This is a genomic window from Bacteroidia bacterium, assembly GCA_019695265.1.
Lineage (GTDB): Bacteria > Bacteroidota > Bacteroidia > JAIBAJ01 > JAIBAJ01 > JAIBAJ01.
This window is the reverse complement of sequence record JAIBAJ010000004.1, coordinates 55,851-73,340: the sequence shown is the minus strand read 5'-3', so window position 1 is coordinate 73,340 and position 17,490 is coordinate 55,851. Positions and strand designations below refer to the sequence as shown.

The window sequence follows — 17,490 nt, the reverse complement described above, 5'->3', positions numbered from 1 at the left end:
TTTTAAAACCTAAAAATTATTACTTTTGTATAACGACCTTTTACACCATGATCCATTTTTTTTCGCCAGCAAAATCAGTGGTCAATTTGCGCCGGAATGAAGTGGTCAATTTCATCGGAATTTACAGGTGTGATAGACGAAACACCCAACATTTCAGTAATTTCCCAAATTGAACTACTTTGCTGGAATACTGATCAGATCACCATGTTAAATGTAGAAAATTTCATTTCCGATAGCATTGTTCTTGATATAAATTCCAATGTAATTGCCCACTGTGTAGCCCTTCGAAAACACAAAAAAGCCAAAACTCCCGATGCAATTATTGCGGCAACTGCCTTGGCTCATGGGTTTACTCTGATTACCAACAATGAGAAAGATTTTGCCAATATCAAAGGCTTGAAATTAATAAACCCACATAAAGTATAACCAAGTTTAAAGAATTGCAACTGGTTTTTGCCAAGTTGGTAGCGATATTTGAGGTTGTCTAATGGGTCGGTGCCTACGGCGTAGCGTTATGAAGGAGCTAATCGAGAAACGACCATAGTCTTGACGAGATTTACTCCTTCAAATGCCGATGGTGAAAAAACTTCCTTAGAATGAAATGGAAAGGTTAGTTTTTCCCTATCGGTAAAACAAAGATAGAATATTTCCATTGGAATTGAAAGTGGATTTTTATGGTAGTTGGTGGTTAATTTAAACTGGAAAGAAGAGATTTGCTTTACAAGATTTACTATACTGAACAATACCTACGCAATCCATTGCACGTCTAACGAAAACATCTTCACTGGTGTGCTCATTCTTATACTTACCAAAAGGTTCGGACAAGCTTTTAAAATTAAAAGGATGGGGTTGGTTGAAGAGAAACAGTTCAATTTCCTTTAAAATGAACTCTAATTTTAAATCTCAATCTTTGTTTCCTTCAATACTATAGATTGAAGCCGTGTTTGTAATAATTATAACAATTACCTTAGAACAGAAATTCATTCAGTAGAATTTCTTAAACCGCTGGGCAACGGAATCAATAATTGAAAATTTACTTTCTCTGCTATTTTCGAATTTCGATATTGAATCTCTAATAATAATTGTGTCATTCATTGATAAACAATTATTTGAACTAATCCAATTAGTGCCAATTATCCTTTTGTTTTCCTCAAATACAGATGGATAATAGACAACAAAATTAATTTTTCTATTCAAACATATTTCATTATTTATCATTAATAATGCCATACGATTTGTGTCTGATAGGTATATTTTAGAAATAAAACCGACAACTTTATTTTTTATAAATAAAGAATCTTTTTCGAAAATAACTTTATTTCCATAAATTTTTGCCCTATATTCTTTAAATTTTTTACTATTATTAAAATTGCATGATAAATGACATGACAATGTAACAATTATTAACATAAATATTTGACTATTTATCGTTTTCATCACAATTTTAAATACAATATTCACTTGTATAATAAACTTTAACTTCTACAAACATATGAACTCTATTTTATCAATTTCAACACTTTTGTTAAAATTTAACCTAAACTGTGATGTAAACTTTCTAAAATATTTTCATCTTGACCTTAAACCCAAATCTATACCCCCCACTCACACTTCTTTCCTTTACTTCACTTCCTAAAGCATAGTAATCGGTTTCGCTTAGCACATTGGGTTTGAAGATTTCCAGTTGCCCATCGGTATTTGCATCTTCGCCGTATTTGCGGTCGGAGATAACTGCTAATACATTGCCCAGGTGGTTGCAGAGTTCATAGTTTCGGTAGCCAAGGTATTTGTTCACTTTTATTTTATACCCCACCGAGTCAAATGGGTATATGAACACACTATCCTGGTAGGTGCTATCCGCATTCCAAAGGACAAAAGGCGCATTGGCGGTATCATAGGTAGGTGTTACATTAGGCCAAGATGCATTTTCGGCAATACGTACTTCCTGGGTTATTACCCCTAAACGGGTGCTGCCATAGATTTCACGTTTTTCGAGTTTAAGCACTTTGGTACCGCTGCTATCTACCATTTTGTAGGTGGCGAGGAAGTTGCTGTTTTCATCGCAATTATAAATTTCCTTTGGTACGAAGTTAGATAACAATATTTAGTGTATGATTTGTACCTATTTTGGCAAATAAATACTTAATCCTATAAAACTAAAGCAAAAATTCTGATTATAGAAAAAATATTTACTATTTTAGGGTTTATTAAGTTTATTATTTAGAAGCGGATTAAGACTATCAATTATTGATGTGTCATTATCAATTATAATAGATTTTAATTCTAATACCATTTTTTGTTTTGGAATAAATATTGTAACAATTCCATACCTTTCCAATAAATAATAGGCTCTTGAATCATAAGTTGAATAAAGGTTATCAATAATCCCAACTTTAATGCCTTTTAAATTTGGATTAATAAAAAATTCATCTTTCTTAAATACATGATAATTGGTTCCATTAATTAATACTTTTGAATAGTTATTCATTCTATATAATTCATTAAAAATACTATCTGAAAAGTAACTTTTTTTTATTATAAAATCATAATAAATATCTGTTGTTTTTTCAACAATAATGCTGTCATTTAGGTTGTTAGACCATGTTCTTATTATTAATCCATGTTTTAGTTTGCTTTTATTGCAGGAAAAAGCGCTTAAAATAAAAGTAAAATAAATTATTATTTTAAACCTTTCCATAGGAATCCTCCTGAAATAAATTTATTAAATAACTCCTTTTGTGAATACTTTTTTTGACCTAAATTCATGTGTATGTTCATGTTTTGAACTTCATTTAACATATTGACAGCTTTACTGTTTAGAATAAATTGCTCTGACCCCTTATATCCTGTTTTACTGTCATACATAATATTTGTTAAATAACTTGTTTGTGATATTAGTTTGTAATCGTGTTGGTCATTACTTTCTCTTTGAAAACCAAAACCTAAGAACTCTTTTTCTTTTATTTCAGCATGTGTAAATGTCTCATGGCCAATTGTTTCAACACCTGATAACATTTTGTCTCTTAATTCACCCATTTCTGATAACTTATTAAGCGAACCTAAATTGTCAAGACTTATACTAATTTTCAATCTATTATTTTTAATTTCTCCACGTGTTGTTCCTGATGCCCATGGATTGTCATTATAAGGATTAAAAGATACATCAACTCCATTTTTAGATGATTTTCCTTCAACTTCAGCTGAAATATTCAAATTCTTAATAAAAACACCATTTAATTTAAAACCTTTTTCAGCATGGTCTAAAATGTATTTTTTGCCAGCCTTTGTGGATGCATATAATTCGAATGCTAATATATTAGCTTTATTTTTATAGCTTCCATTTTTATCCTTTTCATAAATTTTACTAATGTCTACATCATCCCCATAAATATCATTAAAGAAATAAGGAGAATTATTAAAAGCAGAATAGTTTGATTGGTTTGGATTCATAGCTTGATCCAAATTCCACCTCCTTCCCAATCTCGTATCATACTCCCAGAACATGGCAGTATTTGCATTTCCCTCCCCGTATATCTCATTATCCTTCATCTGTCCATTAAACCCAAACTTATACCCCCCACTCACACTTCTTTCCTTCACTTCGCTACCAAAGGCATAGTAATCGGATTCGCTTAATACATTGGGTTTAAATAGTTCCAGTTGCCCATCGGTATCTGCATCTTCGCCGTATTTGCGGTCGGAGATAACGGCTAGTACATTGCCCAGGTGGTTGCTTAATTCATAGTTACGGTAGCCAAGGTATTTGTTCACTTTTATTTTATACCCCACCGAGTCAAATGGGTTTATGAACACGCTGTCCAGATAGGTGCTATCTGTATTCCAAAGCACAAATGGTGCATTGGCAGTATCATAGGAAGGTGTTACATTGGGCCAGGAGGCATTTTCGGCAATTCGCACTTCTTGGGTTATTACCCCTAAACGGGAGCTACCGTAAATTTCTCGTTGTTCGAGTTTCAGGATTTTGGTACCGCTGCTATCTGCCATTTTGTAGGTGGCAAGGATATTACCGGTAGCATCGCGTTTGTAAAACTCAAAGTTTTGGGTACCTGAGGCAGGTACAACCTGTTTGATGCTCCTGTTGCCCAGGGCATCGTAATAGAAGTACAGGCTGGGTTTGGTGCTGGCACTTGCCCGTATTACAGCTTCAATTTTACCTGAAACCGTCCAGCGTATGGTATCTATTTCCTCGGCAGCATCGAAAACGAGGTTACCGTTTTTGTCATAGCTATAGTTGAGGGTATCCTGATCGTCAATATCCACGGTATAGTCACCATCCGCTATGGCATCATCCACAAACTGCAATTGGTTGGTGCCGGGGTTGTAGTGGTAAGTGAGGTTGTCCATGGGGTTGGTGCCTTCGGCGTAGCGTAACAAAGATAGGATATTTCCATTGGAATCGTAAATGAATTTTTCCTTGTAGTTAGTGGTCACCGAAACGCCCGTCCAGTTGTCGTTGCCTGGCAAGTGCATACCTGCCCGCACATAAGCATTTTTCATGATAAGGCGGTTCAACTGGTCGTAGGTGTAGGCATTGCCCACCACGTCCATTGGGGTTTCTCCTGTGTCGCTGAGGGTGGTTACCATACGGGCAATGTTTCCGTTGTACAGCCCTCTACTTAGCTGGGGGCGCTACAAACGGTATCACTTTGGTTTAACTATAAATAAATATTGCTCCTATTATTGAAATAATTATAAAAATAACCATTCCAACAACTGCATTATAAAAATCCTGCCTCATAAAATTCTCCGAATTATTTTTTGATATTCCTGATATGAAATTATACGACTTAGGTTTTCCAATTATCAGAAAAAAATAAAATCTAACTTTTTTTCCTATAAACCTAATAATTGAACGAGCAAATATTATTTCAAATAATTCATCCATAATTCACATTGTTTATTTCACTCTTCTGAAAATGATTCCTCCTTAACTTTTTTGGCTACCTTCTTAATCGGGCGAATTGGCTTACTAGCTGTACTATTTAAATTATCTATTACAAAGTTAACACCTTTGTTCATATAGCCTCTAAATTGTGCATTCATCTTTGAAAGATTCCCTTTAAATACTTTTGAAAACTGAGCACAATTCAATTTCTTTATAATAGTAACTTTTCCAGGTGAAGGAATTAACTTGGATCCTACATCAACAAATGCATCCATATTTTCTGAAGGCGTGGATTCTTGACCATTTAAATGATAAGCATTTGATCTACCAAATAGGTGTTTTGTAAGCAGATTTTGAGTTGTAACAAATACTGCATCAGCAGTCGAATAACTGGCTTTAGCTAAAAAATTTTCACTTTCACTCCACTGCATCATTGTACTGGGATTATATTCCTTAATTTCAGACTTTTCCACCCTTTCACTACCGTCATTGTTAAAAAATGTCTCCGTTGTTTCAATATGATAGTCTAAACCAAACGAAGCCATTTTGGCATCATGGTGAGGAATAGGTGAGTTCAAAACAAGCTTATCATAAGAAACACTAATATTTTTTGAAGTAATATTATTAATTTTAGAATTTGGGTTGTTTTTCGCAAATTCTCTTGCAGCATCCCTTTGTTGTTTTGACGAACCAATTAATCCAAAAAAATAGTTACCGTTAGGGTCAATTAAATTTATTGGATTTAAACCCATAGCTGAATACTCACTTATTCCAAATCTTGGTTCTGGATCCAAATTCCACCTCCTCCCCAACCTTGTATCATATTCCCAGAACATGGCAGTATTCGCATTCCCTACACCATAAATCTCATCATCCTTCATCTGTCCATTAAACCCAAACTTATACCCTCCACTCACACTTCTTTCTTTCACCTCACTTCCAAAGGCATAGTAATCGGTTTCACTTAACACGTTGGGATTGAATAGTTCCAGTTGCCCATCGGTATCGGCATCTTCGCCGTATTTTCGGTCGGAGATAACGGCTAGTACATTGCCTAAGTGGTTGGTTAATTCGTAGTTTCGGAAGCCTAGATATTTGTTCACTTTAATTTTATACCCCACCGAATCAAATGGGTTTATGAACACACTATCCTGGTAGGTGCTATCTGTATTCCAAAGCACAAATGGTGCATTGGCAGTATCATAAGTTGGTAATACACTCGGCCAGGAGGCATTTTCGGCAATACGTACTTCTTGGGTTACTACTCCTAAACGTGAGCTGCCGTAGATTTCACGTTGTTCGAGTTTGAGGATTTTGGTACCGCTGCTATCTGCCATTTTGTAGGTGGCAAGGATATTACCGGTAGCATCGCGTTTGTAAAACTCAAAGGTTTGGGTACCTGAAGCCGGTATCACCTGTTTGATGCTTCTGTTGCCCAGGGCATCGTAATAGAAGTACAGGCTGGGTTTGGTGCTGGCAGTAGCCCGTATTACCGCCTCAATTTTACCTGAAACCGTCCAGCGTATGGTATCTATTTCCTCAGCAGCATCGAAAACGAGGTTACCGTTCTTGTCGTAGCGGTAGTTAAGGGTATCCTGGTCGTCGATATTGTATTTCAAGATGGATTAAGTTGGAAGAATAAGAATTCGCCTATTAAAATTAGGAAAAAATACTAAATGCAAAAACTTGGCTAACCACTAACACCCATAAGCAGATTTTTGTTTTATTGTTTCGGCTTCTCTTCCATCCACTGTTTTGGAAGTCCAACTTTTCGTAACATTTCGTTGGCCTTTTCCAGTTTTTCAGGAAACAAAACAAGTTCGTCATATTTGTTCAATGTCTTATCGATTTTCACAATTGGGATTTTCCTGTTTTTTAATTCTGTCGTTATTTTCATGATTTGATAACTTGTTTTAAGAGTTAATGATTAATTCTTTTTGCGTCTAACTAAAAATCCTTCATAGTCCACATCTTTTATGAAGGGTTCCCAATCATCTACCCCCTCTCCTAAAACTTCAAAGTCTGAGTTTACTTCGGATAGAAATCTTGTTATTCCCATACGGTAAAGTCGTGTCCTAGCTTTGGTACTTCCTGTAGCATAAATCCATGCATCTGGGTATTTATCCGTAAAGGCATAAATTGTAGCCACTACCGTTGCTAATACTTTTTCACTATCACCATTATTTGAAATTACTGTATCATCAATTTCACCGGTTGAAAGATTCTTGTCTCCAAATGCCAGATTATAAACGTTTTTGAGGTTAGTTGGTTGGTAACGTACAATTTTATAAATAAGCCCATTATTTCCTTCGCTAATAAATTCAAAGGTTAACAACTTGTCACTAGATGCTAATGGATATTTGGGCAATTTCATTATTGAAATTTAATTTTTTATAGAAATTGGTATTCTCATTTAAGTTTAGGTTACAGGTTCACTAATGAAGTCCTATCGGTAAAGCAAAGATAGGATATTTCTATTGGAATCGTAAATGGATTTTTCCTTTTTGTTACCTTCGTTTAAGGGCCTATTGAAAATCTAGCTCACCTGATATTTCATGTATTTCATTCGTTCTTCCATCCATCCCCTACCCTGCCCAACCTTCTCTATCCAAACTCCTGAATTGAATGGCTTCCGCCAGGTGCTGTGACATAATTCGCTGACTCCTATCCAAATCGGCAATCGTTCTCGAAACCTTCAAAATCCGATCAAATGCCCTGGCCGATAATCCCAACCTATCCGTGGCTGCCTTTAACAACTGCTTGCCCGATTCATCTATCCGGCATACTTCCCTCAACATCTTACTACTCATCTGTGCATTGCAATACACTCCCGGCTGTTCCTTAAATCGCTCTTCTTGTATTTTCCTGGCTTGTATTACACGCTCCCGTATAGTCTCACTTCGCTCACTCGGTCGCTCTAATGTCAATTCACTAAACGATACAGGTACCACCTCCACATGCAAATCTATCCTATCCATCAATGGACCTGAAATCTTGTTCAGGTAACGTTGAACAATGCCAGGAGCACACTGGCATTCCTTTTCCGGATGGTTGTGATAACCGCAAGGACAGGGATTCATCGATGCAATCAATATAAAACTGGCCGGATAGTCCACCGAAAACCTGGCCCTGGATATCGTTACTATTCGATCTTCCAACGGTTGCCGCATCACCTCCAAAACCTGCCTCTTAAACTCGGGTAACTCGTCTAAAAACAATACCCCATTGTGTGCAAGCGAAATTTCTCCGGGTTGAGGAAAACTACCTCCACCAACCAAGGCTACATCCGAAACAGTATGATGAGGACTCCTGAAAGGACGCGTTGAAATTAATCCACTGTGTTCTCCTTTGGTCATTTTACCGGCCACCGAATGTATCTTGGTTGTCTCCAGCGCTTCATGAAGGGTCATTGGAGGTAAAATGGTAGGCAAACGCTTGGCCAACATGGTCTTTCCGGCTCCCGGCGGACCAATTAATATCACATTATGTCCGCCCGAAGCAGCGATTTCCAACGAACGCTTAATGTTCTCCTGGCCTTTTACATCTGCAAAATCAACTTCCCACAAGGATTGACGCTGATAAAATTCTTCCCTTGTGTTTACCTCCACCCGTTCAAGTGTACCTACCTCGTTAAAAAAGTCAATTACCTGCTTAATGGTATCACATCCATATACCTCTAAATCGGCAACAATGGCAGCCTCCCTGGCATTGGTCATGGGTAAAATCATTCCCTTAAACCCTTCAGCCTTGGCCTGAATTGCTATGGGTAAAACTCCTTTCATGGGTTGCAACCCTCCATCCAGGGAAAGTTCTCCCATAATGATATACTTTCCAACTTCTGAATCCTTCATCTGTGCCGATGCAGCTAAGATGCCTATGGCAATAGTTAAATCGTAAGCCGAACCTTCTTTTCTCAAATCTGCCGGAGCCATATTCACCGTAATGGCCTTGCCGGGTATCCGATAACCATTGTTTTTTAAGGCAGCCTGAATTCGTTGCTGACTCTCCTTTACCGCCGAATCGGGTAAGCCTACCAAGGAGAAATTAACCCCGTCGGCTATGTTTACTTCCACAGTTATAGTGGTGGCATTTACACCATGAACGGTGCTTCCATACGTCTTAACTAACATAAAAAATAATATATAAAACTATAATGTCAACAAAGGAAATAATTTCCAATCAATGTATTCCAGCTCCCAAACCAGGCTTAACTATTTTTACAGATAAAGGGCATTTTTGCCAAAATACAAGCCAAAAAACTAGTTATTCCTGTTCATAACTCCTGCTTTTCTCTTTTCTTGCACTTCAACCTGCTAAACCTTCATTCTGGCTTCTTGCCCAACTAAATTAACCCCAAATGACTGTAGTAGCGTCGGGCAGGGATAGAGCCAGGTACCCCACAGGAGCCCGCGGCGCTAGCCAAGGGCGACGAGGAGTACAGGCGATAGCCCGGCCATTCGCCTTGCTTCTGCTCTTTTGAAACACTCCACTTCTGCGATGGGCCCGCCCAATAATACATTTTTTTAACAACCGACTTGGCAACTATTTGCGAATCAATTGACTACGGAATCCATTCCACGGATATAAAAATAAACTTCGAATAGTATCTTTGAATATTATTGCACACGTGAAAACTTCTCTCTCCCTTCTTGTTCCACTATTGACCTGGGTATTCGCCGGACTTAATTTTAACACCCTCGCCCAAACCGGTTTGAAAATCAATCGCGATTCAATCCTTTCCATTGTAAAAAGCGATACCTGCTGTAAACTGGCAGAATATCAATCCAAAATTCTTCTGCTCGAGCTTGCCCAAACAATGTCGCCCGAAAACCAGGCATATCAATTGAAAAAACTGGATTCTATCCAGTATTACAAAGGCAAATTCCTACCTTATAAGAATAAATCATCGCAGGAAATACAACAGGAATATGAACAGTTTGTGAACAAAATAAAAACTACAACTGATACCTGGAAACAACTGGAAATGGTATTAAGTTTTGTATATGAACATGTTAACGAAGGCGATTACAACGAAGGACTTAGCTTTTCATTTACTTCTGCAAAAGACAAACTGTTAGCTTTTCAACGCGATAAAACTTCGGCCAATTGCGGTGGATTTGCCGATTTTACCACCACCCTTCTCCAGGAATTGGGCTTTGAATCGGGCATCCTTTCCTTTTCCTTTTACGATGACAAAGGAGAGGTTAATCCGGTTCACTCAGCTCCCATAATTTTGCTAAACAATCAAATCTATTTACTCGAACCTCAACTGGCCCGTTATTATTCTACCACCTCCAAACCCTCCAAACCTATTGATTTTATTACCTTGTACAAATTGGCTCAACACTCACAGTTGAATAAAATTGGTATTACCACCATTCCACATAGGCTCTGCAACTCACTTAACCGCGATGTGCTTAAAAATGAAACGTGTACCCAGGATACAACTGCCAAACGTTTCCTGGTTGCACCGGGAGTAGTAAAAGAACAATCGCCCGACATGGATGTGTCGTTTTCAAACCCAATGAACTTTTCCCTTCCCCTGGAATTGCACCTGAAAAAGAAAGGTTTAGCAAAAAACTTTTTATCGGTTTATACCTTAGCCACTTCCCTGCAAGGAAAAATGGAATTTATTGACCATGTCAATGCCTTGCTGGAACAAGGGCAAATACCTACAGTGTCCGTCAATCCGGTGGATTAAGCCTGCATACGCTCCCAAATCAAATCCAATCCTATTCTTTTTTCCGACGACACCTTGGTTATCACCGGCAATTCTTCCCAATATTCCAAAAGCTTTTTCTCCAAAGCTACCTGACTTTTCACCAATTCTGTCTTGCTGATCCGATCGGTTTTTGTGAGCACTATCGAAAAGGGTACCGAATTAATTCCCAGGAAGTTTATAAACTCTAAATCAATTTTTTGTGGGGGAATATTGCTATCAACCAATACAAACAACTGCACCATTTCTTCCCTTTTCAAAATATAATCGTTCACAAACTTCTCCCATTTGTTTTGGCTTTCAATCCTCACTTTAGCATAGCCATAACCGGGCAAATCGACCAGGTAAAAGGCCTCATTTACCAAAAAGTGGTTTATGGTTTGAGTTTTTCCCGGTCTTGAACTGGTTTTAGCCAAGTCTTTCCGGTTGAGCAAAGCATTAATGAGAGAGGATTTCCCCACATTGCTTCGTCCAATAAACGCATATTCTTTAAAACCGGTTTTAGGACAAGCTGATAAAGAAGCTACACTGGAAATAAATTGGGCTGAGGTAACTTTCATTTATAACAATTCCTTTCCAACTTTAGTAAATGCTGCAATGGCTTTATCCAGGTGATGTTTTTCATGCGCTGCCGATACCTGAACCCGAATTCTGGCCTGCTCCTTCGGCACCACCGGATAAAAGAATCCAATGACATAGATGCCTTCAGCCAACAATTTTTCGGCAAAAGATTGAGCCAATTTGGCATCGTATAACATCACCGGGGTAATGGGATGAATTCCGGGCTTAATATCAAATCCTGCTTCCGTCATTCCCTTTCTAAAATACAAAGCGTTTTCCATCACTTTATCACGTAATGCCGTAGTTTCATTTAACATATCCATCACGGCAATGCTGGCTCCAACTATGGCTGGTGCCAAAGAATTGGAAAATAAATATGGACGACTGCGCTGACGCAATAAAGCTATAACTTCTTTCTTACCCGAAGTAAAACCTCCCATGGCTCCTCCCAAAGCCTTACCTAAGGTACCGGTAACAATATCAATTTTACCATGTACCCCACAATGCTCCGGGGTTCCTCGTCCGGTAGAACCCAAAAAGCCCAGGGCATGACATTCATCTGTCATCACCAAAGCCCCGTATCGATCGGCCAAAGCCCTTATTTTATCCAATTGAGCAATATATCCATCCATGCTAAATACCCCGTCGGTAACCACAATTTTAAAACGAGCTCCATCTGCCGCTTTAAGTTGGGCTTCCAAATCGTTCATATCATTGTTTTTATATCGGTAACGTTTAGCCTTACAAAGCCTTACTCCATCAATAATACTGGCATGGTTTAACTCATCACTTATAATGGCATCCTCCTCACCAAACAGAGGTTCAAAAACACCTCCATTGGCATCAAAAGCTGCCGCATACAAAATGGTATCTTCCAAACCCAAAAAGTCAGAAATTTTTTCCTCCAACTCTTTATGAATGTCTTGTGTACCGCAAATAAATCGAACACTACTCATGCCATAACCATGGGTTTCAAGGGTCTTTGCTGCGGCCTCCAACACTTTTGGATGAGACGATAATCCAAGGTAATTATTAGCACAAAAATTTATTACCTCTTGCCCTGTACTAATTTGAATATCAGCACCTTGCGGACCGGTAATAATTCGCTCCCTTTTAAATAATCCTGCCGTTTCAATCGATTGTAATTCGTTTTGAAGATGGGTTAGAAAACTTGAACTCATGTGTTTAAAATTCTGCGACAAAGGTGGTTATTTATTGCCAATGTTGGTGGGAGTTGTTTTATTTGGCGGGCCCCTTCACGCCAAGCGGCTTTTGATCTTTACCTAAACCTGGTGCAAGGCGTTCAGGTCACGCTATCGCCTGTAGTCCTCGTCGCCCACCGCCCCGAATAAATTCGGGCGCCGGGCTCCTGTGGGCTACTTGGCTCTATCGTTGCCCGGGGTGCAAGCCCAATCTACCTTCACATTTCCAATCGAACCTTTTTACCAAGGCAGTCGTTAAAAAATACCTACATACTTAAAATCATGGTAAAAAAGGCAACCATCTTCCTCTTTTTTATTGCTACCTCCAGCTTACTTTCTTCTGCTCAATCGTCCCTCGACGAGGTAAAACACCTCCTAAACGACGAACCAGGTCAAAACAAAAAAGCAATTGAACTGCTTCAGAAAGAAATAGCTGCTTCTCCGGCAAATAGTGAAGCTAATTTTTTGTTGGGAATCGCTTATTTACATTCCTCCGAAAAACCCAAAGCCCTAAAATACCTCGAAAAATCGGCCACTACCCAATCCACCGAACGTAGTTTCCTGCTTGCCAGAGCTTATCACCTTAATCAACAATTCGATAAAGCAATTGAACAATACATTGCCTACAAAAACTACCTGGATTCCAAAAAAACCTCTTCCATTAAACTCGACAATACCATCGGAACCCTCATGGTCAATACTCCTCCCGATGTCAATGGAGAAATGAGCATTAGCAACCCTTCCAAAATAATGGATAAACGCATTCAGGAATGTAGAAACGGTATCGAATTGCTTAAACATCCGGTACAGGTTAAAATCCAAAGCCTGGGAGCTAAACTTAACTCCGACAAACCGGATTATGCTCCCATTATCTCAGCCGATGAATCAGAACTCTATTTCACCTCCCGCCGAAATTCCTCCGGTGGTTTAGACCCATTCGACGAACTGCCTTTTGAAGACATCTACCGTTCCTACAACATTAACAACCAATGGACCGAAGCTTCCAATGTGGGAGCTCCCTTAAATACCAAAAAGCACGATGCAGCCCTGGGATTATCAGCCGATGGCCAAACCATTTTCCTCTTCCTCAACGGCGATATCTACCAAAGCCGTCTGGATGGTGACCAATGGACCAAACCGGTTAAACTCAACGAAAATATTAATTCCTCCGCAACGGAACACTCCATCTCTCTGAGCGCCGACGAACGAACCCTGTTCTTTACCCGGGACGGAAACGGAGGCCTGGGCGGCAGAGATATCTACTGGTCTAAAAAAGATGAAAAAGGCAATTGGGGTCCGGCACAAAACCTGGGTCCCGAAATAAATACAGCCTATGATGAAGATGGTCTATTCTTCCACCCCGATGGCAAAACCTTGTATTTCAGCTCCAACGGACATAATTCCATGGGCGGTTACGACATTTTTAAAGCAGTTTTCAAAGATGGAAAATGGAGCCAACCCGTTAATATGGGTTCACCAATCAATACCCCCGATGACGATATTTTCTTTGTGCTTTCGGCCAGCGGTGAAACAGGGTACTTCTCCTCTGCACGTCCGGGCGGTATGGGTGATTATGACATTTACAGCGTTAGCATCCCCAAAAACAATAAAAAAGACCAACCGTTCAGCCCGCTTACCCTGGTTACCGGTTCCATCACCGACGAAAAATCCAAAGCACCAACCGAAGCCGGAATCCAAATTATCGATAATGAAAAAAATGAAGTAGTAGCCGAATTGGTTTCCAACAGCAAAACAGGTAAATATGTGGTTTCCCTACCTTCCGGTAAAAACTATGGCATTGCCGTAATTAAAGACGATTACCTCTTCCATACCGAAAACTTCCTGATCGAACCAGCCAAAGACTTCCGAAAAGTAGAAAAAGCCATCGAACTTAAAAAGGCTAAACCAGGAACCCGAATTGCCCTTAACAACCTCTTCTTCGACTCTGACAAATACGAACTTCGCCAGGAATCACTAAACGAATTAAACCGTCTGGCCCAATTCTTAAAAGCCTTCCCCGAAGTACAAATACAAATCAACGGCTATACCGACGATAAAGGAGAAGAAGCGTACAACAAAACCCTTTCTCAAAAACGAGCCGAATCGGTTCTACAAGCCCTTGTCAAAAGAGGAATTGCCGCCGATCGCCTCAAAGCAGTTGGTTTTGGTGAATCTATGCCGGTTGCTTCCAACAAAAACAAAGACGGAAGCGAAAACCCGGAAGGCATGGCACTAAACCGCCGAATTGAGTTCGAAATCCTTAAAAACTAAGGAAAAAGCTGTTGAAAGCCAAATTACATATCCTTTTTCTGCTTGCGGGGTTTCTACTCTTACTCCACCCTGCTTGCCTACTTGCTCAGGATAAACCAGAACAACTCATCGAAAAGGGAGACTTTCAAATGAAAAAGTCACCTCCCGACTTTTCCGCAGCCCTGTACTTCTTCCAGGAAGCCGAAAAAAAGAAAAGAGACGATAACTCTCTTCTCCTAAAAATTGGCATTTGCTACCTCCACCTCGATTCTGCCGAAGCAGTTAAGGCCATTCCTTACCTAAAACGCTGCTTCGACTATTCCCCTAACCTCGATGACGACCTTGAATTTATGCTGGCTCGAGCCTATGAACTGGGTGGTGAAACCAAATTAGCCATTAGCAAATACAGGGAATACAAAAACACACTTTCCTCAGCACAACTCAAACAAAAGAAAATTTCAACCTGGGCCTATTCTATCTTTAGCACAGAAAGACAACCTTACACCGCTGAAAAAACAATCATTTACGATCTCGATAAAATCATTGAAGAACGAATAGCAGCCTGCATGGCACAAAAAAACAAACCGGTAAAAGATCCGGTAAGTTTTTCAAACCAGGATTTAGGCCCCTCAGGCGCTGTAACTCTTTTCTCCGGCTCTGTGATTGACGAAACCGGCAACCCCATTCGAGCCGAAATAAAAGTTTGGGATTCCGGCACCGGTGAACTATTCGGTGAATTCAATTCCAATAGTAAAACCGGTAAATACCTGCTTAGCCTTCCCGTCGGAAAACCATACCATATCGAATTTACTTGTCCAAACCTACTACCTTTTTGGGCCTTGGTCGATTTTCCGATTCAAGCTGAGTTTTCTAAACTTATTCGCCCCATTCAATTGTTTAAAAACAAAGCTACTTTTCAAAACATTCGATTCGAGTTTTTTAAAGAGCGTATCGCAGCTCAAAGCACCTTTGCACTCGAAAAACTGAATCAATTGGCAAAATCTCAATCCGGTAAAAAATTCACCATTCAGGCTCATACCTCTTCTATCGGAAGTGAAGAAACACGCAAAAACCTTTCCTTTGGTCGTGCCACCGAACTTAGCAATTGGCTCATTAAATTAGGTATGGATCCAAACCGAATCAAACCGGTTGGTTTGGGATCTGCCGCTCCCCTTCTCCCGGAAACAGATGAGAAAGGTAATCAGGATTTGGATGCTATGCGCTTCAATGAACGTATTGAACTTATTATCCAATAAACCTTCATTTGGATTGGTATATGCCGATGCAAAAGCTACATAGGCATACCATGGTGCATCAAAATCAGAATAGTACAAAATTTACAACCGGTATTAGCTGGCTCTTCTCTTACCTGTACCATTCCCCGTGCTAAAGTTTATTGTCCAACCAATTCTGCACTATCGCATTTTTTTTGGACAATGCTTTTTAATATCTTCATCTGCATTCGGGAAACCCATGTTACGCGCTTCTATCCAATCGGTGCAGGCTCCCATTTGATCGTTTAAATGAAATTTAGCAATTGCCCGATTGTATAAAACCTGGGCATTTTTTGGTTGCAACTTAAAGGCCTGGTCGTAATCAGCAATGGCCCCAGCATAATCCTTTAAAGCTTTCTTTGCCAATCCTCTGCTATAATAGGCATTACCATACATCGGTTCCAGTTTAATAGATTCATTTAAATCGTCTAATGCACCCTGGAAATCATTTAACCTTGCTTTAGCATTAGCGCGGTTGTAATAGGCCATGGCATTTTCAGGTTTTAAGCGAATTGCTTCATTATACTCCACTATGGCCCCACTAAAATCCTCTTTTTGATATTTGGCATTTCCACGATTGTAAAAACTCTCTGCACTTTGGGAATACCCTGAAATGGCCACTAAAAGGAGTAAAAATTGGATTAAGTATTGTTTCATCTTTCAAATTTGAATAAGCAGTTTAATAATTCAACCATTCCCTAAAATTCAAAAATAGCTTCAACAGCATGATGATCACTCAAACTTTTATGATCTTTATGCCAAGGACTTTCAAAAACCCGTATAAACCGTTTTACACTATTTACTAACATTCCATTTCCCTTGTAAAAAATAAAATCAATAACCTTTTGTCCGCTTGGCCTAAGGTCGTTGTTCGTTTCATCTGCTGTAAACTTGTAAGGCCCTGAGAGCGGCCCATTTTCACATTGCAATGTAGAAACCAATTCCGGATACAAAACGGTATCAGCTTCCCGAATATTAAAATCGCCGCACAACAACTGAGGAACACCCTCTTTTTTGTTGGGTTCCAGCAACTCCTTTGCCAATTGCCTGAATTGGCTGCGTTTTGTATCGTAGGTTCCTCCTGCTTGCATGTGAGTCCCCATAATTTGAATGGTTTGCCCTTGTACAGTAGTTTCTACCAAAAGTCCACCCTTGCGGGCAAAACAATCTACAAAACCATCACAATCCCTAAATTGTATTTCATCTACCTTTTTCAAAGGAGTTTTACTTAATATCCAAACCCCGCTATTAACTTTAACCCACCACCATTTGCGGTTACCGGGACCAATCTTATAGGGAAATTCCTTTTTTAACTTTCGCCACAAAATCTGCCTGGCTGTTCCATGAAATGCTTCCTGAAAAACCAATACATCATATCCTTCCTTTTTTATTTCCTCAGCAATTTTGGGCGCACGATACATCTTGCCGGTCCGCTTGATATTACGCGGCAACATGTAAATGTTCCAAGACAAAACCTTTACTTTTTTCGAACTTGGAGAAGGGTTGTTTTGAGAAAAGCCTTCCAATATAAACATGGAAAGCAGAAGCAGAATGAAGGTATTTTTCATTGGATTAATA

At 39.3% G+C, this 17,490-nt stretch carries 15 protein-coding genes; 4 read left to right on the top strand and 11 right to left on the bottom strand.

What is annotated here, in order from left to right:
• The first annotated feature begins 96 nt into the window (after positions 1-96).
• Entirely contained in the window at positions 97-426 is a 330-nt protein-coding gene (locus K1X82_01625) for a type II toxin-antitoxin system VapC family toxin (protein MBX7180782.1), read from the top strand.
• A gap of 1,132 nt (positions 427-1,558) precedes the next feature.
• On the opposite strand, the gene K1X82_01620 is transcribed toward K1X82_01625, so the two are convergent.
• The 7 genes from K1X82_01620 to K1X82_01590 all read right to left on the bottom strand — a co-directional run bounded on the left by K1X82_01620 (position 1,559) and on the right by K1X82_01590 (position 9,036).
• Positions 1,559-2,029 (bottom strand): hypothetical protein, encoded by a 471-nt coding sequence (locus K1X82_01620; GenBank protein ID MBX7180781.1) that lies wholly within the window; start codon positions 2,027-2,029, stop codon positions 1,559-1,561.
• A 168-nt stretch (positions 2,030-2,197) separates the two neighbouring features.
• Positions 2,198-2,698, bottom strand: coding sequence for a hypothetical protein (locus K1X82_01615; protein MBX7180780.1), 501 nt, complete (start codon positions 2,696-2,698; stop codon positions 2,198-2,200).
• Positions 2,680-4,605 carry a hypothetical protein gene (locus K1X82_01610; GenBank protein ID MBX7180779.1) on the bottom strand — a complete coding sequence of 642 codons (1,926 nt, stop codon included), beginning with the start codon at positions 4,603-4,605 and terminating at the stop codon, positions 2,680-2,682. The genes K1X82_01615 and K1X82_01610 overlap by 19 nt, the downstream gene beginning before the upstream one ends.
• A 318-nt stretch (positions 4,606-4,923) precedes the next feature.
• Entirely contained in the window at positions 4,924-6,525 is a 1,602-nt protein-coding gene (locus K1X82_01605; GenBank protein MBX7180778.1) for a hypothetical protein, read from the bottom strand.
• Positions 6,526-6,629: 104 nt separating this feature from the next.
• Positions 6,630-6,803: a hypothetical protein gene (locus tag K1X82_01600; GenBank protein MBX7180777.1), complete on the bottom strand. Its 174-nt coding sequence runs from the start codon at positions 6,801-6,803 to the stop codon at positions 6,630-6,632.
• 30 nt (positions 6,804-6,833) lie between these two features.
• Positions 6,834-7,280, bottom strand: a complete 447-nt coding sequence (locus tag K1X82_01595; GenBank protein ID MBX7180776.1) for a hypothetical protein — start codon at positions 7,278-7,280, stop codon at positions 6,834-6,836.
• Positions 7,281-7,491: 211 nt separating this feature from the next.
• The gene (locus K1X82_01590; GenBank protein MBX7180775.1) at positions 7,492-9,036 is read right to left on the bottom strand and encodes a YifB family Mg chelatase-like AAA ATPase; all 1,545 of its coding nucleotides are present in this window, start codon (positions 9,034-9,036) and stop codon (positions 7,492-7,494) included.
• 497 nt (positions 9,037-9,533) lie between these two features.
• On the opposite strand from K1X82_01590, the gene K1X82_01585 reads away from it, so the two are divergent.
• Complete coding sequence (locus tag K1X82_01585; GenBank protein MBX7180774.1) at positions 9,534-10,607, top strand: hypothetical protein; 1,074 nt, start codon at positions 9,534-9,536, stop codon at positions 10,605-10,607.
• Here K1X82_01585 and yihA read toward each other — a convergent pair.
• Positions 10,604-11,185 carry a ribosome biogenesis GTP-binding protein YihA/YsxC gene (yihA, locus tag K1X82_01580; protein MBX7180773.1) on the bottom strand — a complete coding sequence of 194 codons (582 nt, stop codon included), beginning with the start codon at positions 11,183-11,185 and terminating at the stop codon, positions 10,604-10,606. The two genes, K1X82_01585 and yihA, sit on opposite strands and share 4 nt — an antisense overlap.
• A complete protein-coding gene (gene kbl / locus K1X82_01575; protein ID MBX7180772.1) occupies positions 11,186-12,367 on the bottom strand; it encodes a glycine C-acetyltransferase in 1,182 nt (393 codons plus the stop codon). It abuts the gene before it with no gap.
• A gap of 303 nt (positions 12,368-12,670) precedes the next feature.
• Here kbl and K1X82_01570 point away from each other — a divergent pair, with 303 nt between their 5' ends.
• The gene (locus K1X82_01570; protein ID MBX7180771.1) at positions 12,671-14,659 is read left to right on the top strand and encodes an OmpA family protein; all 1,989 of its coding nucleotides are present in this window, start codon (positions 12,671-12,673) and stop codon (positions 14,657-14,659) included.
• Between the two features lie 11 nt (positions 14,660-14,670).
• Positions 14,671-15,894, top strand: coding sequence for an OmpA family protein (locus K1X82_01565; protein MBX7180770.1), 1,224 nt, complete (start codon positions 14,671-14,673; stop codon positions 15,892-15,894).
• A 159-nt stretch (positions 15,895-16,053) separates the two neighbouring features.
• On the opposite strand, the gene K1X82_01560 is transcribed toward K1X82_01565, so the two are convergent.
• Positions 16,054-16,569, bottom strand: coding sequence for a tetratricopeptide repeat protein (locus tag K1X82_01560; GenBank protein MBX7180769.1), 516 nt, complete (start codon positions 16,567-16,569; stop codon positions 16,054-16,056).
• Between the two features lie 41 nt (positions 16,570-16,610).
• A complete protein-coding gene (locus K1X82_01555) occupies positions 16,611-17,480 on the bottom strand; it encodes an endonuclease/exonuclease/phosphatase family protein (protein MBX7180768.1) in 870 nt (289 codons plus the stop codon).
• Between the last annotated feature and the right edge of the window lie 10 nt (positions 17,481-17,490).

Excerpts from the sequence above, each read along its gene's own strand:
- kbl (MBX7180772.1), bottom strand. The coding sequence starts at position 12,367 with ATGAGTTCAAGTTTTCTAACCCATCTTCAAAACGAATTACAATCGATT.
- K1X82_01590 (MBX7180775.1), bottom strand. The coding sequence starts at position 9,036 with ATGTTAGTTAAGACGTATGGAAGCACCGTTCATGGTGTAAATGCCACC.
- K1X82_01610 (MBX7180779.1), bottom strand. The coding sequence starts at position 4,605 with ATGGTAACCACCCTCAGCGACACAGGAGAAACCCCAATGGACGTGGTG.
- K1X82_01595 (MBX7180776.1), bottom strand. The coding sequence starts at position 7,280 with ATGAAATTGCCCAAATATCCATTAGCATCTAGTGACAAGTTGTTAACC.
- yihA (MBX7180773.1), bottom strand. The coding sequence starts at position 11,185 with ATGAAAGTTACCTCAGCCCAATTTATTTCCAGTGTAGCTTCTTTATCA.
- K1X82_01570 (MBX7180771.1), top strand. The coding sequence starts at position 12,671 with ATGGTAAAAAAGGCAACCATCTTCCTCTTTTTTATTGCTACCTCCAGC.
- K1X82_01615 (MBX7180780.1), bottom strand. The coding sequence starts at position 2,698 with ATGGAAAGGTTTAAAATAATAATTTATTTTACTTTTATTTTAAGCGCT.
- K1X82_01555 (MBX7180768.1), bottom strand. The coding sequence starts at position 17,480 with ATGAAAAATACCTTCATTCTGCTTCTGCTTTCCATGTTTATATTGGAA.
- K1X82_01620 (MBX7180781.1), bottom strand. The coding sequence starts at position 2,029 with ATGGTAGATAGCAGCGGTACCAAAGTGCTTAAACTCGAAAAACGTGAA.
- K1X82_01625 (MBX7180782.1), top strand. The coding sequence starts at position 97 with ATGAAGTGGTCAATTTCATCGGAATTTACAGGTGTGATAGACGAAACA.
- K1X82_01560 (MBX7180769.1), bottom strand. The coding sequence starts at position 16,569 with ATGAAACAATACTTAATCCAATTTTTACTCCTTTTAGTGGCCATTTCA.
- K1X82_01600 (MBX7180777.1), bottom strand. The coding sequence starts at position 6,803 with ATGAAAATAACGACAGAATTAAAAAACAGGAAAATCCCAATTGTGAAA.